The organism is Streptococcus sp. NLAE-zl-C503, assembly GCF_900104285.1.
Lineage (GTDB): Bacteria > Bacillota > Bacilli > Lactobacillales > Streptococcaceae > Streptococcus.
This window is the reverse complement of sequence record NZ_FNJT01000001.1, coordinates 555906-577195: the sequence shown is the minus strand read 5'-3', so window position 1 is coordinate 577195 and position 21290 is coordinate 555906. Positions and strand designations below refer to the sequence as shown.

23 protein-coding genes and 2 pseudogenes are annotated in these 21290 nt (G+C 38.7%); 6 read left to right on the top strand and 19 right to left on the bottom strand.

Annotated features, from left to right (window positions below):
- Positions 1-111 precede the first annotated feature (111 nt).
- The 4 genes and pseudogenes from BLS46_RS02820 to BLS46_RS02805 all read left to right on the top strand — a co-directional run.
- Entirely contained in the window at positions 112-1062 is a 951-nt protein-coding gene (locus tag BLS46_RS02820; protein ID WP_093585535.1) for a bifunctional riboflavin kinase/FAD synthetase, read from the top strand.
- Between the two features lie 136 nt (positions 1063-1198).
- The gene (locus BLS46_RS02815) at positions 1199-1972 is read left to right on the top strand and encodes a nucleotidyltransferase domain-containing protein (RefSeq protein WP_093585533.1); all 774 of its coding nucleotides are present in this window, start codon (positions 1199-1201) and stop codon (positions 1970-1972) included.
- 8 nt (positions 1973-1980) lie between these two features.
- On the top strand, positions 1981-3030 hold the full coding sequence (locus tag BLS46_RS02810; protein ID WP_093585531.1) for a hypothetical protein: 1050 nt from the start codon (positions 1981-1983) through the stop codon (positions 3028-3030).
- 17 nt (positions 3031-3047) lie between these two features.
- A pseudogene (locus BLS46_RS02805) lies at positions 3048-3500 on the top strand (tetratricopeptide repeat protein); the annotation flags it as partial.
- 246 nt (positions 3501-3746) lie between these two features.
- Here the strand turns inward: BLS46_RS02805 and BLS46_RS02800 are convergent.
- Together BLS46_RS02800 and BLS46_RS02795 are read right to left on the bottom strand one after the other, a co-directional pair.
- Positions 3747-4964 (bottom strand): tyrosine-type recombinase/integrase, encoded by a 1218-nt coding sequence (locus tag BLS46_RS02800; protein ID WP_001291561.1) that lies wholly within the window; start codon positions 4962-4964, stop codon positions 3747-3749.
- A gap of 81 nt (positions 4965-5045) precedes the next feature.
- On the bottom strand, positions 5046-5249 hold the full coding sequence (locus BLS46_RS02795; protein WP_000814511.1) for an excisionase: 204 nt from the start codon (positions 5247-5249) through the stop codon (positions 5046-5048).
- On the opposite strand from BLS46_RS02795, the gene BLS46_RS09990 reads away from it, so the two are divergent.
- Entirely contained in the window at positions 5233-5484 is a 252-nt protein-coding gene (locus BLS46_RS09990) for a hypothetical protein (RefSeq protein WP_001845478.1), read from the top strand. The genes BLS46_RS02795 and BLS46_RS09990 overlap by 17 nt on opposite strands.
- A gap of 225 nt (positions 5485-5709) precedes the next feature.
- On the opposite strand, the gene BLS46_RS02785 is transcribed toward BLS46_RS09990, so the two are convergent.
- Together BLS46_RS02785 and BLS46_RS02780 are read right to left on the bottom strand one after the other, a co-directional pair.
- Positions 5710-5940 carry a helix-turn-helix domain-containing protein gene (locus BLS46_RS02785; protein WP_000857133.1) on the bottom strand — a complete coding sequence of 77 codons (231 nt, stop codon included), beginning with the start codon at positions 5938-5940 and terminating at the stop codon, positions 5710-5712.
- Entirely contained in the window at positions 5937-6359 is a 423-nt protein-coding gene (locus BLS46_RS02780; protein WP_000804885.1) for a sigma-70 family RNA polymerase sigma factor, read from the bottom strand. Before BLS46_RS02780 ends, BLS46_RS02785 begins: the two co-directional genes overlap by 4 nt.
- A 504-nt stretch (positions 6360-6863) precedes the next feature.
- Between BLS46_RS02780 and BLS46_RS02775 the strand changes: the two genes are divergently transcribed.
- Positions 6864-7217 carry a helix-turn-helix transcriptional regulator gene (locus tag BLS46_RS02775; protein WP_001227347.1) on the top strand — a complete coding sequence of 118 codons (354 nt, stop codon included), beginning with the start codon at positions 6864-6866 and terminating at the stop codon, positions 7215-7217.
- Positions 7218-7276: 59 nt separating this feature from the next.
- Here BLS46_RS02775 and BLS46_RS02770 read toward each other — a convergent pair whose 3' ends face one another.
- The 15 genes and pseudogenes from BLS46_RS02770 to BLS46_RS02700 form a co-directional block, all read right to left on the bottom strand.
- Positions 7277-7444 (bottom strand): cysteine-rich KTR domain-containing protein, encoded by a 168-nt coding sequence (locus tag BLS46_RS02770; RefSeq protein WP_000336323.1) that lies wholly within the window; start codon positions 7442-7444, stop codon positions 7277-7279.
- A gap of 118 nt (positions 7445-7562) precedes the next feature.
- Positions 7563-9482 carry a tetracycline resistance ribosomal protection protein Tet(M) gene (gene tet(M) / locus BLS46_RS02765; protein ID WP_000691727.1) on the bottom strand — a complete coding sequence of 640 codons (1920 nt, stop codon included), beginning with the start codon at positions 9480-9482 and terminating at the stop codon, positions 7563-7565.
- A 15-nt stretch (positions 9483-9497) separates the two neighbouring features.
- A pseudogene (locus BLS46_RS10115) lies at positions 9498-9545 on the bottom strand (hypothetical protein); the annotation flags it as partial.
- 313 nt (positions 9546-9858) lie between these two features.
- On the bottom strand, positions 9859-10791 hold the full coding sequence (locus tag BLS46_RS02755) for a conjugal transfer protein (protein ID WP_001224319.1): 933 nt from the start codon (positions 10789-10791) through the stop codon (positions 9859-9861).
- Positions 10788-11789 (bottom strand): bifunctional lytic transglycosylase/C40 family peptidase, encoded by a 1002-nt coding sequence (locus tag BLS46_RS02750; RefSeq protein ID WP_000769868.1) that lies wholly within the window; start codon positions 11787-11789, stop codon positions 10788-10790. The genes BLS46_RS02755 and BLS46_RS02750 overlap by 4 nt, the downstream gene beginning before the upstream one ends.
- On the bottom strand, positions 11786-13963 hold the full coding sequence (locus BLS46_RS02745) for a CD3337/EF1877 family mobilome membrane protein (RefSeq protein ID WP_000804748.1): 2178 nt from the start codon (positions 13961-13963) through the stop codon (positions 11786-11788). Before BLS46_RS02745 ends, BLS46_RS02750 begins: the two co-directional genes overlap by 4 nt.
- Before the next feature lie 2 nt (positions 13964-13965).
- On the bottom strand, positions 13966-16413 hold the full coding sequence (locus BLS46_RS02740; protein WP_000331160.1) for a conjugal transfer ATPase TcpF: 2448 nt from the start codon (positions 16411-16413) through the stop codon (positions 13966-13968).
- A complete protein-coding gene (locus BLS46_RS02735) occupies positions 16397-16789 on the bottom strand; it encodes a conjugal transfer protein (protein WP_000723888.1) in 393 nt (130 codons plus the stop codon). The genes BLS46_RS02740 and BLS46_RS02735 overlap by 17 nt, the downstream gene beginning before the upstream one ends.
- An 88-nt stretch (positions 16790-16877) precedes the next feature.
- On the bottom strand, positions 16878-17375 hold the full coding sequence (locus BLS46_RS02730) for an antirestriction protein ArdA (protein ID WP_000342539.1): 498 nt from the start codon (positions 17373-17375) through the stop codon (positions 16878-16880).
- A 116-nt stretch (positions 17376-17491) separates the two neighbouring features.
- Positions 17492-17713 (bottom strand): hypothetical protein, encoded by a 222-nt coding sequence (locus tag BLS46_RS02725; protein ID WP_001009056.1) that lies wholly within the window; start codon positions 17711-17713, stop codon positions 17492-17494.
- Positions 17714-17755: 42 nt separating this feature from the next.
- Positions 17756-18961 (bottom strand): MobT family relaxase, encoded by a 1206-nt coding sequence (gene mobT, locus BLS46_RS02720; RefSeq protein WP_000398284.1) that lies wholly within the window; start codon positions 18959-18961, stop codon positions 17756-17758.
- Positions 18962-18983: 22 nt separating this feature from the next.
- Positions 18984-19136, bottom strand: coding sequence for a hypothetical protein (locus tag BLS46_RS02715; protein WP_000879507.1), 153 nt, complete (start codon positions 19134-19136; stop codon positions 18984-18986).
- A gap of 2 nt (positions 19137-19138) precedes the next feature.
- Positions 19139-20524, bottom strand: a complete 1386-nt coding sequence (locus BLS46_RS02710; protein ID WP_000813488.1) for an FtsK/SpoIIIE domain-containing protein — start codon at positions 20522-20524, stop codon at positions 19139-19141.
- A gap of 28 nt (positions 20525-20552) precedes the next feature.
- Complete coding sequence (locus BLS46_RS02705; RefSeq protein ID WP_000985015.1) at positions 20553-20939, bottom strand: YdcP family protein; 387 nt, start codon at positions 20937-20939, stop codon at positions 20553-20555.
- A 15-nt stretch (positions 20940-20954) separates the two neighbouring features.
- A complete protein-coding gene (locus BLS46_RS02700) occupies positions 20955-21269 on the bottom strand; it encodes a YdcP family protein (RefSeq protein WP_000420682.1) in 315 nt (104 codons plus the stop codon).
- Positions 21270-21290 lie beyond the last annotated feature (21 nt).

Below are 21290 nucleotides of genomic sequence, written 5' to 3'. Positions count from 1 at the left end.
ATTTTTTTAAACGAATACCTTGAATTGTCTATCAAGATCAGTTCAGGCGCAAAAAACGACATTTGGGATTTCCTCTTAGCGAAAAGGCTTTCTCTATGATATAATAGTTTCATGATTACAACAGTACCTATTAAGAACGAAAAAGATATTGCAGTACCGGGTAAAACGGTCCTTGTACTAGGTTATTTTGATGGCATCCATAAGGGGCATCAGAAACTTTTTGAAGTGGCCAGTAAGTCTTCGATGAAGGATTATCTGCCAGTTGTCGTGATGACCTTTACAGAGTCGCCAAAACTTGCCTTACAACCTTACAAACCTGAGCTCATGCTCCACATCGTCAATCACGAGGAACGGGAGCACAAGATGAAGTGGCACGGAGTAGAGGCGCTCTTCTTACTTGACTTTAGTAGCAAATTTGCTAGTTTAACGGGTCAAGAATTCTTTGATACCTATGTTAGAGCTTTAAAACCAGCGATTATCGTAGCAGGATTTGATTATACGTTTGGTTCAGATAAGAAAACTGCGGATGATTTGAAGGATTATTTTGATGGAGAGATTATCATTGTTCCTCCGGTCGAGGATGAAAAGGGGAAGATTAGTTCCACACGGATTCGCCAAGCTATCCTTGATGGAGATGTCAAGGAAGTCAATCATCTACTCGGCACACCGCTTCCAACCCGTGGGATGGTCGTTCACGGGAATGCTCGTGGGCGTACTATCGGCTATCCAACAGCCAATCTAGTCTTGAGAGATCGAACTTATATGCCAGCAGACGGTGTTTACGTAGTTGATGTAGAAGTACAACGTCAGAGATATCGTGGCATGGCAAGTGTTGGGAAAAATGTTACTTTCGATGGAGAAGAGCCGCGTTTTGAAGTCAATATTTTTGACTTTTCAGATGATATTTATGGTGAGACCGTCATTGTCTACTGGCTGGACCGTGTCCGCGATATGGTCAAATTTGACTCCGTTGAAGAATTGGTAGACCAACTCCAGAAAGATGAAGAGATTGCTCGAAACTGGAAGGATGAAGATTCTGTCATTCAAGGGTCTCAGGTATAGAAAACGTGTGAAAAAGCTACTAGAAGGATTAGTTCTTTTGGTAGTAGTTTTGAAAGTGTGATATAATGCACTTTCAGCTCCCCTAGTTTCCTATGTTAGCAACTATTTATGTTCAAATTATAGACGAGGCTTTATTATGCAAACGCAAGAAGAAATGAATGTTCTGGTACCTGAAAAATTGGCAGAAATTGAGCGTGATTATGATGTTACAGTTTTGTGGGCTATCGAGTCTGGTAGTCGTGCATGGGGCTTTGAGTCTCCTGATAGTGATTTTGATGTACGGTTTATCTACAAACACAAGCAAGATTTTTATCTCCGTTTGAATGAACAGCGTGACGTTATCGAGCTACCGATTGACGATACTTGGGATGTGAGTGGCTGGGATTTAGACAAAACTTTAAAACTCCTTTATAAGTCAAATCCAACACTATTTGAATGGTTACAGTCACCAATTGTCTATCAACAAACGGATTTTATTGAACGTATACGTCCTCTTGCAAACCAGTATTTTTCAGAGAAAAAAATGCTCTACCATTACTTGAATACTGCTAGAACTCAAATGAATAAGTATCTTTCTGGAGACAAGGTCAAACCTAAAAAGTATTTCTACGTGCTGCGTCCCATTTTGGCTTGTCGTTGGATAGAAAAATATCATTCAGTCCCTCCGATTTTATTTGACGATTTGGTCAAAGAATTGCTTCCGTCTCAAATGAAGGAGCATGTGTCAAGTTTGCTTAATATCAAGGTAAACGGTCCTGAAGGTATGGAAATTGATCCGATTAAGCCAATTCAAGATTATATTTTAGATAATATCCAAGAGCTTGATGTATACGTTCAAAGCGTTACTGAGATGAAGAAAGACTGGAAAGCTCTAAATCAATTTTTCCTTGAAGAATTAAGTTACGACTGAGGTTGTTTATGGGGAAATGGACATGTAAATGCGGGCAAGCAATGAACGACCACCGAGCGCCCGATCCAAATGCTTATTCAGTTTATTCGGATGAGTTGTTTGAAGAAATCATGAATAAAGCTGACGACCATAATAAAATTTCTTATGATGATATTTCTGAAGCATCCTTTTATATGTTGAAATGCCCTGAATGTGGCAGTTTTATGGTTTTTGGCGAAGACGGAGAAACTCATCGTTTTACTTTTTATGAGCGCCAAGAAGCAGAAAAGGTTGAACCTCTCTTTGATCCGAATCAAGAGCTAAATCTCGTTGTTGTTGAGTTTCAGGAGGGAGGGAATGGCTATACTTATATCTGCGATGACCTAAATATCCATATTGGACATGCTGTAGTTGTCCCAGTGGGGAAGGAAAATACTGAAAAAACTGCTCTAGTTGTACAGAAGTATCATGCTCTACCAAAGGATATCACTTTTCCTGTTGAAAAGTTAAAACGTGTCATTCGTAGGTATTCACATTTCGACACACTCACTTCGAAAATCGTTTGTAGAAATTTAATTAAGCTTGGAAGAATTCTTGATGCTTGTTCTAAAAACGCTAAACCTGCTAATCAGCAATATTATAGTATCAAAACCCCTTTAGGATATTTCTGGTTAGAACTAAATGGAGTTCCGATTCCAATGAAAATCACACAGATTCAAGTCAAAGATAAACAGTACCAAGTGGATGGTGCCATTTATATTAAGCCTTCAGAGATTAACTGTAGAAAATTCTATGAACTGGAATTATGTGCAGATTTTGATATTGATGCTTCTAGATGGATTGATGTTCTTTCTGATGAAAATGTTTGGGGCAATAGCTGGGAACTAAATGGTCTTCAATTTGGTATTACTGCAGGGGAATCTCCAGAATTTGAAGACGAAGTTGTTGCAAGAAAATATAGTCGTATCCCACTTTATTATGACTGGCACCCTGAATTTCAGGATTATTATGGTTTCAGTTTAGCCTGGAAAAAATACGAGTCTGATAGCGATTTGTCAATAGATTTCTATACAACGTAAGATGCAGGAGAAAAAGCATGAATCAAGCATGGGGATTATTGTTTGAGGGCAAGATTAATTAGGCTAAAAAATTAGTTGAAGCTGATTTTTTATTGGAAACTTGCACTAATTTTAGTTTATTAAATTTGATGGGCTATATCTATCTTGAAGAGCAAAATTATAACGAGTGCTTAAGTATCTACCAGCGTTATATTGACTTAGTCCGAACTAAAAGTGACCAAGAAAATGAACATATAGGTTATCATCAGTTAGCGATGGTTTACCGTGAAATGGGTCATTTTCAAAAAGCTCTACTCTATATCGATCAGGAAATGCAAATTATAAAAAAATATTTTCCCAATGATGCTTTGAAATTTTCTGTTAACAACTATGAACAAGGCTACGTTCGTTTAAAGTTGGGAAATCTAGAAGAGGCAGAAAGCTATATGCAAGAATCCCTAGATTTTGCTTTGACAACTGAGGACTTCATTTTATGGGACTTAGTGCATTTATATTATGTCTTCATTTTACAGAAACCGAAAGTAAATAACTATTTTTAATATAAACAAAGTATAAATTTCTAATTATCTTTTTATATTTTCTTAAATGCTCGTAAAGCCTTATTCTATGTGCTTTCGAGTATTTTTACTGTAGGAAGATACTTCACGTTTCTTTGCATATTTCCTCATGTCTTAGCTGTCAGAAGTGGTAAATAAGTAGTAAATTCATTTGTACTACTAAGCAACAAGACGCTCCTGTTGCTTCTCTTTATTCAAGCGTTTCATTTCTGCCATTGCAGAATCGAATGTTGCATGTGCGTAATAGTTCAGCGTCATGGCTATATTAGCATGTCCCATAATGTACTGTAATGCCTTTGGATTCATTCCTGCATTTGCATAGTTGGTACAGAATGTATGTCGCAAACTATGTGGAGTGATGTGTGGCAATTTATCCTCGTTATACTTATTGTATTTCTTAACAAGACCTTTCATCATGCCGTTGTAATCACTTGCCACTTTTGGATAGTTCTTTCTATTAAGAAAGAGGAAATCACTATATCCATCAATCTCAACACGCTTATCATTCTTTCGATTCGCTAACACTCGCTTAAATGCTTGATAGGCTTCTTCAACCATAGGAACTTGACGTTCGCCACTTTTGGTCTTTGGTGTTTCAATGTAGTACCCAATTTCAGTATCTCTCAATAGCTGATGGTCTATATTGACAAGACGATTCTCAAAATCTAAATCTGGAAGTGTCAAACCACCAAACTCTGAAATACGAAGACCTGTTTTTAAGAGTATCAGAATTTCATCATAATTTTTGCTGTAGGTTTTATCAGCTTTTGCAAAGGCTAACAGTTTTTCTTCCTGTTCTTCTGTTAGTACGGTCTTAGGGACAGTATCATCATCAAGAACTGCTTTCAGTTGAAAGTCAAATGGATTCTTCCGAACACAATCATCTTGTATAGCAATATAGAATGAAGCCTTTAAAGAACGTTTGTAGTTATTGATGGTTTGATAAGCATAACCATTTTCACTCATTCTAATAGCCCATTCTTTAGCGTCTGATGGCTTAATACTGTCAATACTTCTTACACCTAACTTGTCTTTCTTCAAAATATCCATAAGATATTTGCGTCCAGTTTCAGTGTTTTTTCTAACCTTTGGTCTTTGAGCGTTCTGTTTTGCGTAAAGCTGGCAGAGTGTCATTTTCTTTCCTACAACATCAATACCATCATGAATGTCTTTCTGTAACTCTGCGATTTTCTCTCTAAGTGAGATACAATCACGCTTTCCTGCTGGTACTCGGTCTGTAGCCACAAGTTTCCACGAGTAAACAAATTGCGGTTCTCCAAATGAATCTATATATTTGTATAAGTATCTTCCGTCTTTTCGTTGGCTCTCTCCAGTCTTTAAGATTCGACCTTTATTGTCACGTCTTTTTTCTGACATGGCATTTGCTCCTTTCCTTTATGGAAAGAGCCTTGATACGACTTAATACTATTTTATCATATACAAGACCCTTTGGCGACGCTAGATTGCGTCCAATGTATCTATAATTTTTTCAAATTGTTTTCGTTTAATCTGAATACGATTGCCATTCATAATCAGCCAATTTGCATTTTTATTTTCCTCTGCCAAGCGTCGTAGCTTGTTTTCGCCAATACGAAAATATTTTGACGCTTCTTCAATGGTTAGGGTATAACGTTCCCAAATAGGAATGTCAGTCTGCTTCATAAAATCCTCCTTTCCAAATCACTTATTTGGATTTCATAAAAGTTGTTTTACCAGCAATCGAACAGCTTTAGCAAAGCTCACGGGAGTTCCACCCCTGCATGGTTCTCATGTAGCCATACTCATTGCCTGCGACGGTTTTATCACGCTCGGACTATTGACTGTATGGGAGTATCATTATCACGATAAGAATGTCGTTGCAGGCAATCCTGCTAAAGATTGCTTCTCGGATCACTAACATGAATCGCTCGCTATCTTTATAAGATAGGTCATGGCGGTTAGTTCCGTTGGCTCTTTTCTTATCGAAACGTATTCGATTACTTTTATTCAGTTTTCAAAGAACAATGGCTCGTTAGCCTATCAAAACACATTGAAAGCTCAATATGCTTTGGTGGAATAACAAACCTCCCTGTTCGGGAAGCGTGGAATGGTTTAGCACGCTTCCACGAAAGGAGAGAGGATATTACTTAATTTCAAATGACAAAATCTTTGTAATCAGTCTGGTTTCCATTCTTCCACGTAAGACTTCATCAACGACCATACTTTGATTGCCATATTCATCTTTCATAAGTCGTAGGGAACGCTTCGTTATGTACCCTCTGTAATGATGTAGAATCTGGTTAATCGCTTCGGTATCGCCATCTGTTGCCTTTACAATGAGAGGAAAGGGAATCATAGGATATTGTGTTTTCATTCTTCAAATTCCTCCATAAACTTTTTAATTAAGGCTAGTCCACTGGTTCTATGCCGATAGACAGTAGAACGGTTCAATTTCAACAGGTCTGCAATTTCTGAATCGCTCATGTCCATAAAGTAAAACAGCAGTAGAATTTCACGTTTCTTGTCTGGCAACTCACGTAATGCTTCACTCAACAAATCATTTTCAACGCCTACTGATAACCCATTGAGTGTAAAAATCTGAAAGTCAGTTGAATAGTTATCTGTTGTCGCAAACTGGCTAACAAGATAATCGCCAACATCCGAAAAGGACACCTCACGCTTTGCAATCCTTGAAAGATAAAGCATATAATTCTTTCGCTCGTCTTCCATAGCACGTTTACAGATATAGTCAAACTGATTTTCTATTGTGGTCTGAAAAGAAGATGGTTTCATGTTTCTCACCCCCTTTCTGTCTAGGAAAGGAAGTGAGCCTTGCTCGTTTATCTCCTTTCACTCTTAGTCCCAATGTGAAAGGGGGATTTGTTGCATTACTGATAAATAAACTTTGTAAAAAAGTTCTGAATAGCCAAAAAAGCATATAAACAGATTTATTTCTCTGTTTACATACTTCTGTTATTCTATCTATATGATTTATAAAACCACATTGGTGGACGTACTTATCTATTGCAGATAGACGACTTTTTTTGACAAGAACCCAATGTAAGGAAATTTATTGTATATGATGTACTTCATGGCGACGTTGACCTCCAACAAACCGCCATTTGGAAGTAATATACAATATTTTAACAGCGTAAATAGCACTACCATATAACGGTTTTTTTTATTGGCGTTTAGTAGTGCTTTTTATTAAATATAAACCTATAAACCATATAACACGTTTTTCTATACCTGTTTTTAATTCAGTAGGAACAATAAAATGTATAGAGGTGGTCTACTATGCGTAAAAAAGAAGATAAATATGATTTTAGAGCCTTTGGTTTAGCCATTAAAGAAGCTCGATTGAAACGAGGTTTAACTCGTGAACAAGTGGGAGCATTGATTGAAATTGACCCACGGTACTTAACTAATATTGAAAATAAAGGGCAACACCCCAGCATACAAGTTCTTTATGACCTTGTATCGTTACTTCATGTTTCCGTTGATGAATTTTTCTTACCTGCTAATAACTTGGTAAAAAGCACCCGACGATTACAGATAGAGAAATACATGGATAGCTTTACAGACAAAGAACTATCCTTAATGGAATCTTTAGCCAGCGGTATCAACGAAGCAAGAAACATCGAAGACTAATTAAAAGAATCCATACATAACGGAAAGAGCCGATAAAATGAGATTGTATTAATCTCATTTTATCGGCTCTGCGTCTTTGCGTCTGGCTCTGTAATCACAGTTACTTTGAACTGCTTTATTTCAATTAAATTTTCTTGTCTGCATTTCGGACAATAGAGGGGGAATTTTTTTAATTCAGTATCTTCCCTTATCTTTAATCGTGTTTTATTTCCACATACAGGACACAATATCCACTTGTAGTTTATAATAACTATCTCCTCCTTTACACTTTAATTCAAATCTTTATTAAAAAATATTTCATCTTATTTAACAAGAAACCATATTTATATAACAACATAAAATACACTAAGTTATTTTATTGAACATATATCGTACTTTATCTATCCGACTATTTGGACGACGGGGCTGGCAAACAGGTTCACCGGTAGTAACATGGTACCCTTTTAACTCTGTTAAACAAACACTACGTCCATTTGTAAAGAAAGTTAAATCACTACGATATTCTTGAATACACCGAGCAGGGATTTCTCCACTAAGAATGACCTCATTATTTTTCAATTGAGTGTCTACGATGTTCGCACAATATTTAGGAGCATCGTTGTATGCTCGTGAAAGATATTCCTGTGGCGCATAAATTTTAAAACTAAGATATGGCTCTAACAATTCTGTTCCAGCTTTTTTTAAGACTTGTTCCAATACAATAGGAGCAAGCATCCGAAAATCTGCTGGGGTACTAACAGGGCTATAGTATAAGCCATACTTAAAACAGATTTTACAATCCGTCACATTCCAACCATATAATCCTTGTTCGCAACCATAGCGTATCCCTTCCATAACTGCATTTTGAAATGATTGATTTAAGTATCCAAGAGAAACCGAGCTCTCATACTGCATTCCACTTCCCAACGGAAGCGGTGATACAGATAAACCAATGGAAGCCCAGAAAGGATTTGGCGGCACTTCGATGTGAATGGTATATTCTGCATTTTTTAACGGTCTCTCCATATAAATGACTGTAGGCTCTTTTAGTTCTATCTCCACATGATACTTTTCTTGCAACAGTGCACTAATCACTTCCATTTGTACTTTCCCTAAGAAAGAAAGTATAATTTCATGTGTCGTAGAATCCACGTAATATCGTAGAAGCGGATCACTATCTGAGATTTCCAAAAGGGCATCAAGCAACATTTCTCTCTGTTCAGGTTTACTCGGTTCAACAGTTGTTTGTAGTAGAGGGTGCGGATTTTCAATCTTTTTTCTCTGTGGCAATAGTTTTGTATCTCCAAGAACACTATTTAACTTCAAAAACTCATTTTGCAAAATAACAATTTCTCCAGAATAAGCTCTATCAATCTTACATAATTCACCATTTATTGAAGTATACATTTCTGTAACTTTTATTTTTTCTTTTTCTGATACTCTAACCGAATCTCGTAAATGTAGTACTCCACTATAAAGGCGTATATATGCAAGACGTTGTCTTTTTTTTGTATATTCAATTTTGAAAACATTTCCGCAAAGTTCAGACGGACCTCGATGTGTTGATGAATAAAATTTATTCGTAATCACTTCTATAAGGTTATCAATCCCTATATTGTTTTTTGCACTTCCGTGATAAACAGGGAACAGGGAACAATTATGAAATCTTATGCTTTCCTCTTGTTCGAGTTCCAATGCTTCTAATGATTTACCGGACATATATTTTTCTAAAAGGTCATCGTTTCCCTCTATTACCGTATCCCATTGTTCAGATTCGGTAAAGTTCGTCACACACATATTAGGATACAGTTCTACCTTCTGTTTGATTACAATTTCGGCAGAAAGTTTCTCTTTAATATCCTGATAAACCGTTGATAAATCAATTCCATTTTGGTCAATCTTATTGATAAAAAAGATTGTGGGAATCCCCATTTTCCTAAGTGCATGAAATAATATACGAGTTTGTGCTTGTACGCCATCTTTTGCAGAAATCAGTAGAATTGCCCCATCTAAAACTGATAATGAACGATATACTTCTGCTAAGAAATCCATATGTCCTGGCGTGTCTATGATGTTCACCTTCGTATTTTCCCACTGAAAAGAGGTTATTCCTGTCTGAATTGTAATTCCTCTCTGACGTTCTAAAAGCGTATTATCCGTCCTCGTTGTACCTTTGTCCACGCTTCCTAATTCTGTAATCGCTCCACTGTTATATAATAAGCTTTCTGTTAAGGTAGTTTTTCCTGCATCAACATGAGCTAAAACTCCAATATTAATAATTTTCATGTGATTTTCCTCCATTCAAAAACCCAAAAGGGCATAAAAATCCCAGTGATAAATACTTTTATCACTGGGATTTTTATGCATAACCATAGGTATACAAAGCATACAGATATTCTCTGGATACTTTAGAATCACATGATAAAGGTATTCTTAAACTGGGTACAAAAAACTAAGCCCTCCTAAAAAAGGACATCTAATTATTTGTTCCCGCTATCAAATTGACAGTTTATTTAAGAATACCTTGCCGCATATTTATTAACTCCTTTTAAATAGTCACTTAAATAATAGCACGTAAGAGCATATTTGTAAAGGAATCTCCAATTTTTTATCAAAAAGAGTACATGATTACAAAGTATCTGTAATCATGTACCAATATTTGTTATTTTACAATCTTCCAATTACTCCCGTTCTTTTCAAGTACCAAATCAAATTGAGATACCTGCGTTGCTTTGGTCTGCTGGTCGATATACTCCACTGTCAGCGATACCGTGACTTGATTATCCTTACGATTGTGAATAGGATTTACCAGTTCTTGAAAGATGTACTCTTTTCCGATTGGTTTTAATATCCCGTCATTCACATAGTAGGAAAGTTCACTGGCTGTCGCTGTAGGATAGAGCTTGAAGAACGTCGTTAAAAACTCATTGATTTCATTGGTTGTAATGGAATCAACCGTCCCCTCACTTTCAATGGCTTTTGGTTTATAACTTGATTTCTTAGGTATGTTGGTAATGGTCGGATTCTTAACCAGTACCATATTTCCAGAACCATCTACATAGACACTCACTATATAAGCAGAGTGGACGGTCTTTGTATTTTCTCCCTCTGTAATGAGCTGGTCTACACTGTAGGTTACATTAAACTCATTGTCGCCAGTTGGCTCTACCGTCCATATCTGAAATCCTCTTACAGAAGACGATACAGGAATATCTTTGCGTACTGTATCAACATTGAGAGCTTGAAGTTCATCTGTCAGATAGCCTTTTAGACTTTCCATTCGATTATCAATGGACTTATCGGATTGCTCCCATGAATAGTAGACTTTCGCAAAGTTCTCTACAAAATTTTCTACATGATGAGTATCAACGTATTCCTTTTCTATGATAGTTGTTTCGTGAATAGTATGAGTATCTATAGCTGTAAAGTGCTTGAATATCGCAAAGCTGAAACTAAGCCCTAAAAGTACCCACAAGGCAATCACAACCTTTTTATGAGGATTGACCTTATAGACACGAGGTTTCTTTTCCTTTGGTATCTGTTTTTCTTTATTCTGATTTTTTCTAAATTTCATCATTAAATCTTCCTTTCTCATTGTTTGATTCGTCCTGCTCCCACTAAATGCTGTTGCCAGTAGGGGCTTGTTAAGTCGGCATAACCGATTGGGTCGCCTGCATGAAACATACGGTTATTGCCAAGGTATATCCCAACATGAGTAATATAAGAGCCAGCGTTATAGGTAGAATGAAAGAAAACCAAATCGCCAGCTTGTGCTTCCGATAGTGGGATATGCTGGGTCACATCATATTGCTGTTGTGCGGTTCGTGGTAAGTTAATTCCAGCTTTTCCATACGTCCATTGTGTCAGTCCGCTACAATCAAAAGAAGTAGTCGGGGAAGCTCCACCGTAAACGTATCGCCAGCCCTCATATTTCAGTGCTTCGTCCATGATGGCTTGTACCGTATCATCATCAAACTCTGTTGTGACAAGATACTGCGTTACCAGTTGCACATAAAACATATTGCCATAGTTGTATCGCCAGCCCCCATTGATAGGTATGGCTATGGGATTGGGGTAAGACACTTTTTCGCCACCTGAATACTCTTTTGAGAAACTTTGAGCCAGTTCAAAGGTATATTTATTTCCACGATTAGCCACATACCCTAAGAAACCACCACCATAATTGTAGGACTGGATAACCGATTCTAAATCTACACTGAGCCTTTCGCTACTGGCTAATAATTCACTGAAATACTTCACACCTTGCTTAATGGATTCTTCTGTACTCAATGAATTAGGTGGAAGACCGAGGGATTCCGAGGACTGCATAACATCTTCCGCAGTACCGCCCGATTCCACCTGTATAATCGCAAGAAGTATGTTGACATATTCTTCAACGCCATATTCTTTGGCATATTTTTCTACCATAGGCTTATGAGCCAGCACTTCTGCGGAAACATTCACACCTCCATAATGAATATTGGAAATTCCGCTGTCCTGTTCATCTGAAAATAAAATGGCAACAAACAGAAGCAGTGAGAAGACCATCAAGAATAATCCAGAACCACCAATCACTAAAGTTTTCAACTTCATGGTTTCTTACCGACTTTCTTAATGGTGGCGGTTTTGATTGGTGGTCTACTTCTTGTATTTTGTAGTGGTACTCTTTGAACAGTAGACGGACGTTCTTTTGTGATTGGACGTTGTGAAGTTCTATCTGCTGTAGTGGTTGAAGTTGCTGGCTTTTGAACGGTTTTTTCTTGAACGGTATTGCCTTGGCGTTCCACTTTTGGACTTGAAAAATCGGACTTAACTGCTGGACGCTCTTGTTTGGCTTGTTGAGATTCCTTATATGAAGTCTGAATATTAGACTGTTTTGAGGTCTGTTCATCATGATATTGTTCTTGTCTTGTAGTCGGTCTTTCATGAACAGAAGAAGCAGGCTGTTTTTTCTGTTTGACCTGTTCCATTTCAGAGCGACGCTTCGCAATGGTTTTTCGCCTTTGTTCCTGCTGTTCCTTGCGTCCACTGGCTCTGTCCGCTTTGGTTTGAGAAATACTACTGGTTAAATCACGGACATTCTCTTTTACTTTGGATTTTCCTTGATATACTGCATATCTTGCATTGGTCGGCAAATCTTTAACCTGTTCTTTCAAACCACTAGCAGTGTCTACCATTCTGTCTTTGGTATCAGCTACTGTACCGATGGTTTGACCGATACGTTTTCCAAGTGTTGATTTTTCCTTTCCGTCTGGTCGGGAGTGATCTGCTTGTGTCCTTGCAGAACTCCCCGAACCCGACTGTCCTTTTTTACCTGTAACAATGGCAGACCCAGCCCCTAGAGTAGTCATGGAACGTCCAAGTTTCCGCTGTAGACGGTGCATGTGAGCGTGCATAAGCATACGAGGTTTTCTCATCACACGACTTCCCACACTTTGAGAATCGTTACTCTGTAGAGAAAACATACTCATTAAATCGCCCAGCTTGAAGTAGATTCCTGCAAAGGTCACAATCTGTAGAAAAGCAATCAAAAAGAACGGATAACCAGCCGATAAGGTATAGAGCATGGTTGAAATACTAAATGCTGTCGTAATAATCAATGTGATTCCAGCTCGTGTCAAAATGGTATTAAAGAGCTTTGTTATGGCTCGTTTTGACATACCATCAAATGATGGAATCATGCTTAAAATAAAGCTCACAGGCAGAAACATAGCATAGATGATAAAAAGTACCTGCGAGAAAATCATGATTCCTGTTAATAGGAATACAAATATGGAAATCCCAATATTGAAGACAAATAGGAAGAAGACTGTACCTAAACGGTTAATGGTCTTTGTAATGGTTAGATTGGTATTGCTTCTGTCTTCAATTTCTTCCGCAACAATTTTTTCTCTGTCTTCGCCATTGTTGGAATCTGGGCTGGTGGAGAGCAGGCTTTCCACACGGTCAATACCGATACTTTCAATGTCTGAACTGTTGTATTGAAGCAGTAGCCACGGTTGCTGAACCTGTATGGAAAACAGGCTATCTCTGATTAAGTCCACGCTGTCCTTGCCTTGACTATCGGAATGGGGCATGACAATCTTCGTGCCAAGTGATAAACTGGCATTACTGATGTCTGATGAAAAGTCATTGATTTTTTTAATGTAGTCGGGAGCGTAGGCAATAAAGGAAGCCGATAGGATAAACACCAGCACAAAATTCATAATGGCATGAATTGCCTTTGTGGTTTCTCTCTTTATCAGTCCCGTATAGGCAACATAAACCCCAAGAACCAAAATCAAGAGTAAGAGGAATCCAACATAGAAACCCTCTGTTGAAAATCCGTTTGCACTCACACCAGCTAAGGTCTGCATATTCTTACCAATGGAATCTGCTGTAGCGGAAATGAAGTCTAAGGAATAGGCTTCCTGTACTAAGTAACCTGTCGCATTGGAAACATACAAACTGATTGTCCAAATAAAATTGGTAATGGCATATAGTCCATACATGACCTGTTTTCCAATCCCGTCCGACCAGTTCCACGGAAGCCAGCCCCAGCTATTATCCACATAAAAATCCAGTTGATAGTTTTCAAGTGGGTATCGGCTGTATTCATTTGCCACATTGACCGTATCATCTACCAAGCCCGCAGCTTGAACCACCGTTCCCAGCATGGCTAAAAGAAAAATGGCAATCACAAGTGTGAAAGCCACTGTCATTGCCACTTTACCTAGACGTTTCAGCGTCCAGTTTGATTTTATTCTGTTTACTATTGATGGTTTCACATTTACACCTCTTTTCGCACAGGTGGTCTGGTATCAAAGGCATGGAGCAGTTCTTCAAATACAGGGTGGAACTGTATCACACCGACACGACCATATAAATCACTGATAAGGCATTGCCCGTTTTCCAAATCACGCAATCGCTTCTGATTGTTTTCGTCCTCTGGGTCTACACCAAAAAAGGCTAAGGTCTTTTTAATCTCGTTAAGGTCAGTGGAACGAAATGCAAATTTTAAGCCGAGGTTATTTTTCAGTTTTTCATCTAAGAGGTCGTCTGTATTTTGGGTCACGAAATATACCCCAGCGTTCATAGCACGACCAGCCCGAACCAGCTTCATAGATAGTGTTTTTCCTTGTGCTACCTGTAAAAAGCTCCATGCTTCGTCTAAATCTACAATCTTGAAAATGCTTCGGTCTGTATGGATAAAGTCTAAAGCAAAGGTACTAATGACAATCAGCATAGCAACGGATAAAAGCTCCATAGTGGTATATTCCTCAAAGGAAGTTTCCTTGTCGGGAAGTACCAAGTCCGCAACCTGTATAATGTTCAGTTGTTTTTCTAAGCTGATAGACTGCTCCACATAACCATTACTGAATAATAAATGTGCAAAGTCATAGTCTGTAAAACTTTCGATATGGTCGGCTATACTGGTACTTAGTGGCGTATTCTCAACCCGTAATTCCTCAATCACTTTCATCAACCCTCGTACTTCACTATTGGTTACTGCACGAATGGCTTTTCTAAGGATTGGGAAGCGTTCCCCATCACGAGAGGAAATCCCCGTAAGGAATGTCAGAATATCAATAGCCAGTGATTCAGAATCTTTGGGATTTTTCATAATCACATAAGGGTCAAGTAAGCCTTTGTTTTTCTCATCAGAAGTCAGAGTGACGATATTGATTTCATGGGAAATCTCTGGCAAGGTTTCTTTCCATCTGCCACGTTCTGCTTTTGGGTCTACAATCACTGCTTGTGCCCCATAAAGCACCGCATAATAGACGATAAGGTTATTCGCAAAGGATTTACCACCACCCAGCGAACCAACAAAAGCCGACGCTAACGCATTGGTTACTGAACCCTTAACCCCTTGACTGGCAAGAGCAGGTTTCAGATAGACATTGCGTCCAGTATCTAAGCTGTAGCCAACATAAATCCCCTCATTTTCCCCCAGCATTTGAGTAGCACCAAAACCTAAACCAGCGAGGAAATCAGAGGTCACGTATTGAATATAATCATTCATATAACGCTTGCTGGCAGGTAAAAATTCTTCATGTAAGCCGAGCATATCCCCAAATGGTCGTACCAGTTTTACGCTTAAATCGTCATAAAAATCTTTCACTTCATTACAACGACGTTTGAGTTCGTCAAGATCATTTGCTGATACCCTTACCACATAAGACAGCTTGTACATAGATTCCTTGCTTTGGTCTAAATTGGTTTCCAGCTCATTCACACTTTCCAGAGCTTCCGCCACATTGGAGCTGGTTTCATTATCACTTTGCCAAGCGTGGTTATCCAAGTCTTTCAGTTCTTTCTTTTTATTGCGGACAGTAGATAGGGCTTTACGATTCGCTACAATTTCCACATTCATTGACGTATCAATCGGGAATGTAAATTGCTGTTGCTGGTAGTAGAAGATTTCAGAGGACGGGAAGTCCAGTTCTCCGACAATGCTGTTAATGGTAAAGTAAGCTACATAGACGGTTTCATCTTCCTGCTGGATTTTCAAATATCGCTGTTTTTCTTCCACCAAACAGCGAGTAGGCTTAATCAAGTCATAGTATTTAATCAGCGTTTCATTATCCAGCTTTTTCTTTGATAGATGGTACTCATACTCTTCATAGGCAGTGCCTGTCTGTCCGTAAAGGTGTTCAATCAGATAGCCGAAGTCGTCCTTATCTAACCTGCGGATTTTGAAACGACGAGAGATTTTATTTTCTAAGAGCTTTTCCATCTTCTGAAAACGCAGGATTTCATCATTACTCATACTAACAAAATCGCCCATCAGCTTATGGTTCACATCATAGACAAAATCAGACAAAGCATTTTTTGCTTCAACGGTAAGACTTTTCATAGAAAACTCCTGATCGTTGAGAAGCAACTTAAAGCCGATAAAGAAACGGTAGTTCACTTGATTTTCGCCAATCATGGATATTAAAGCGTCTGTCTGTTGGTCGATTTTGTCATAGGCAACCGCTTTGAGCTTGCCAGTGACTTCATTTTTGGAACGCTCTTGTGCAGAACGTATGCTGGATTCTGTACTGATTTGTAAAGCATGAATTTTGCCATCACGATTTTGTGCGATAAGCTGTCTGAAAGAATCATGCACTTGTATTTTCTGTTCTGGACTTAGAAATGAGTAATTGTAAGGAACAAGCTCATAGTAAGCATAACATTCCCCGTCTTTATTCCAGACGAGATTGTTTTCAATGTATTTAATTGGATATGCCATAAAATTCACTCCTAACTGCTGTAATGGCTTCTTGTGGCTGGTTTCTGCCAAGCGTTACTTTTTTTCCTGCATAGGTCAGCTTTGGTCGCAGTGCATAAGCAATGACAGACTTCAAAAATCCATAAGGCTTTTTACCATCAAAAGTTTTTGTAGACATAAACCATGTGAAAGCCACAGGAATCCCAAAGTATTTGAGAAATGCTCCCTCTATCATGGAAAGAGGGGGCAAGTTGCCAAGTATCATCACTGCAAAGAGTGACACGACAAACCATGTCATTTGCGTAAAGGTTATGGGAAACGGAAGTCTAAAATCATTGATAGAATACAGTACCTTTTCCACAGACCAGATACTGGTATAGCTTCGTATTTTCTTCATGTAATCAATCCTTTCATAAAAAATAGGGGTAGCTGATTGAGCCACCCCGTAAAATAGAAAATCTGCCAGTAGTAATGTACCGACAGATTTAATAGACGATTTCAAAAATCCCATGATTGGTTGAGATAAACGTTCCTGAAAGGTCTAAATCCCGACCATAGGCTTGATAATCAATATAGTTTTGAAGACTAGCTGGTACTTCGCCTAAAGCACCCGTTTCTTCAATGTAGTAGCGTGCCACGTCATACATATCATCACAATCGGAATGAATGATAATATCCTCTTGATGTTCGCTTAGTTCTTCAATGCTTGAAAAATGAGTGAGCAGAGCAGATAGCTCCGATTGTAATTCTTCGGGTAATTCCGATACCATTTCCCATAGTCGATTGAGTTCGCCAATGGAAGTGTATTCGTCAACCGTAAAGGGTAACTCGTAGTCATGAATGGCGTATTCCTCATATTCATCATTCAAGCCGATTTTCTCTTTGACTTCCTCAAAGTCAATGGGAAAGGTAAACCACGCACCGACCAATTCGCCCTCATTGTATTTGCCTAAATTCGCAATATAGACTTGCATATCGTCCATATATTCACGTCCTTTCTTTGTAGAGATTCAAAAATCCCTACCGCACTTCGTTTGGTGTACCATTCCTTTGCGGAACATAAGAAAACCACTTATATTCCACAAAAGAACGGTTTTATTTAAGCACCAATAATGCGATTGAATAGCTCTAGTAAAATGTCTTTTACTCCAGCAGCGTTGAAGACTAAGCCAACCGCAATAATCGCAATAATTAAAAAGCCAATCAGTTTGCTAAACTCACGCTTGAAGCCAAGATACAAGCCAATCACAACGATTGCTAAAAGCACCAGTGATTGAGCGTTTGATAGAAACCAGTTATAAAGGTTTTGTCCAAAATTCATAAAAATGTTCTCCTCTCTATATTCAATGAATTTGTATTTGAGTTATTTTTTTGTTGTTATCACGTCCTGTTCTTTTACTGACTGTTGCTTCAAAATCTGCTTGTGTCGGTCTGTCAGTTTCGCATGGTCGAGAATGTCTTTTACAACCTGCGTCTGGTTGATTTCATCAAGTTTAATCGCAACCTTTAAGGTCGGGGCAACTTGATGAGATAGCCAGTTCAGCGTCCTTTGGAAGGAGTAAGGCTCTGGTTTTGTGGTTAGTTTTAATCGTTCACGATTGTTCCCAATAAACCAAGCCCATTCTTCATTCAGTTTCCAATCAGAACGAGGTTTGGAATCGTCTTTATCTACAAAACGGATATACCGATTGATAATTTTAAAGGCGGTATGCTCTGGATTGTCATAGACGAGTAAATCACGGACTGCATAATAGGCACGCTCATTTTTCAATCGAATCTCAAAACGGTTTTTTACTTCTGCGTCTTCAATGGGAATATCATTTTTCTTGTACTGCTCGTAGTCCTTTTCATAGATACAGAAATAAACTTCACTTTGTAATGAACCGATATAGAGGGTGTTTCCCATACATTCCTTTTCCTCTTTGCGTACCAGTTCGCCACTGCGATAGCTTTTAAAACTGCGGAAGACGGAGATACATTCTTCCTGTTGGCACTTTTCAGTGAGTACAGGGATATTTAAAATCCCTGTCTTATCGTTAATGGCAAGGTCAAGGCGTTTCATCACACCGCCAGCCACCAAAACGTCCATAAAGAACTCATACCAGCTTCTTTGTTGTGCCAGAAGATAGCTTTCAAATTGTCTGCACCCACGACCTTTCAATTCCACCAGAACTCCTTTGTCCAGTTCATGGGAGCAAAGGACGAATATGTCGCCTAAAGCATAATGCTCTGAATAAGAATAGAAACCATAGTCCTCATGAAGAAAATAGGACAGTTTCAGTTGTAAGATGTTTTCGACCACCTGCTGTACGTCTGTTGTCGGAAAGCGAATTCTTACATAATCAAACAGCATTTCAAGGGGAGCGTCGGGATTGAAGCGTTCCAGAGCTTCCCAAAGGGACTGCTGTAAATCCTCTGATGGCTTGACTTTTCCTGTTTCAATATCGCTTAGATACTGCCTTGTAATACCAGTCGCAACAGCTAAACGGTTTTGAGATAGTCCATAAGCCAAGCGTTTTTCTTTTAAATGCTGTAACCAAGTTTGTTCATTCAGTAAAAATCCCTCCAATCAAAAAGGCGTATGTCAACTTTTAAAGCCCATTTGACATACGCTGAAATTTTGTAAATCCCTTGTAACCAAAGGATTTTCTAATGTTTTTTTGACTGTTTCCTGTCGATTTGTACCCCCCTGTTAGATACGGGGGGTTAAGTGCTGGCGTGGCTATTGCCACACCAGCCAGCAAGATCAGTCCACACCTGCGACTTCCGCTTCGCACGTCGCCTGCGTGGACTGTCTGCTGTTGGATAACTTTTTAATTTCCTCCAAGAAATCATATCCTTTTGGTACAAGGGGAGTATAAAACTCTGATATGACACTTGTTCCTACATCAACATAGCCACGACCTTTGATTCGCTTTAAGAAGAAATCCTTTTGTACGTCACTGCCAAACATCATGCCATAGCCCATTTCAGACATACGACCTAAAGCCACTCTGAAATTAAACTGATCACGGATTCCGTCGCCTAAATATTTTGCGTCTGGACGTTGACAAGCCAGTATTAGAAAGAAGCCAGCTTGACGACCTAACATGACAATCTGTTTCAGCTTATTCATAACTGCGGTGTTTTCTTTTGTTCCCAGCATTTCCATGAAAGCGACGTATTCATCAAAGATTAAGAAGTGTGCCGGGAGACCTAAGTAAGCATAATTTTTGCCAGTCTTATAGTTCTTCATCTGCTTCATTTCCTCACTACGTTTCATCATTTCTTCATAGAATGTTTCAATGCAAGAAAGCAAGTCTTCTTTTCTATAGTAGACATTTGCCATCACAGAACCTAAGTCCGCAAGATCAGCATTTTTCGGGTCAAGAATATACAGTTTTGAATCTGTATGAAGCAAGGCTTCAATCAGTGTCAGTATAAAGTAAGTTTTACCGCCACCTGTACCACCAGCAATCAACATATGAGGGAGCTTATCATATTCCCACCATACGTTTTTCATTAAGCGAAGTTTACCATCTTTAGCTTCTACTTCATCAATAGAAATACGACTGGCTATGGTGTCATAGAGCAAAGTATATTCCACATAGGAATCCTTTAACTCTTTATCCGTCAGCTCACAGTACAAGCCACTCTCTAATTTCTTTTCCAAGTGTAAGAGTTGGTCTTGATATTTTCCCAGCGTGATTTCCACCCGTATCTGTATCAAGCCATTTTTAAGTCGATAATACATTTTAGGGAAGTAGGTTATCTTTTCCTTTGTACGACCAGCACTATCTTTAAAGAAACCCTCTGTTTTGACCTGTTCAGATTCATACCACTTGTTTTCAAGTATCATCTTTGCCAGTTTTTGACGGTGGTAAAGTTGTTTAACCGTATCATAGCGAACCCGTTTGAATACAAACGCTACCAGCAAGCAGATAAGAATTGCGACACTGAAACTGATAATTAAATAGGGAATGTCAATCTTATCTGCTTGTGATAGGTTAAAATCCTGCCAGTTGATCTGCTGGATTGTCTTCACATGAAACAGTCCGACAACCAGCAGGAAAACAGGCAGGAGTGACGCTATCGTAAAATGAAAGACTAAATCTTTACCAGATGGGCGAATCCTTTTACCACGCTGTTTCATGCGAAAAAGTCTCCTTTCTACCTAGCGACTATTTGTCTTGTGTCGGTTCTTTCTTTGCTTGTGGTTGAGCTTTGAATGAACTAGAATCCTTTGTCAGCACAATATCGTCTGCCTTGATATACCAGTCAACATCTGCTCCTTGATAGGTGGCAGTAGCAACGGTGTCCGCAATGGGATTGATAAGTTCCACCCGTGCGTTATAATCAAACTCTTTCAAAGGCACGCTGGCAGGAATACTTACTTGAATCATGCGTCCTTGTCCTTTGGATTTTAAGTCATAGGTACGTTCCTTGATTTCATCTGAAACCGACCCGTCTTCATTTTGGATTCTCACTTCACGACGTAGAGCAGAGAATTTCAATTCTCCAAAAGTCGTGTCTTTATCTAATACAATGCCATTTGCTAATCTCATCATTTTTCCTCTCTTTCTTTATTCTTTTATCATGTCGTCAGCATGTAAAAGGTAATTTGTAAAACCACGAGTGCCGATTTTGTAGCCCTCTGCGGTAATACGTGGATTGACTAACTTCACACGTTCCTCAAAGCCGAAATGTTTTTCGCCAGCTTCAGCAGGAAGCACCACCACAATATCATCTGCTCTTTGAACATCAGAATAGAGATTATAGCTTCTTGATAAGACAGTTAGCCGTCCGTTGATTCTTCGCTGAACGACTTTATCCTCGCCAGCAAATTCTAAATTGCCGAATGTTTTTTCCATGTTGGGAATCACAAATTTAAGTTCCATATTTTTACCTATCCTTTCTTT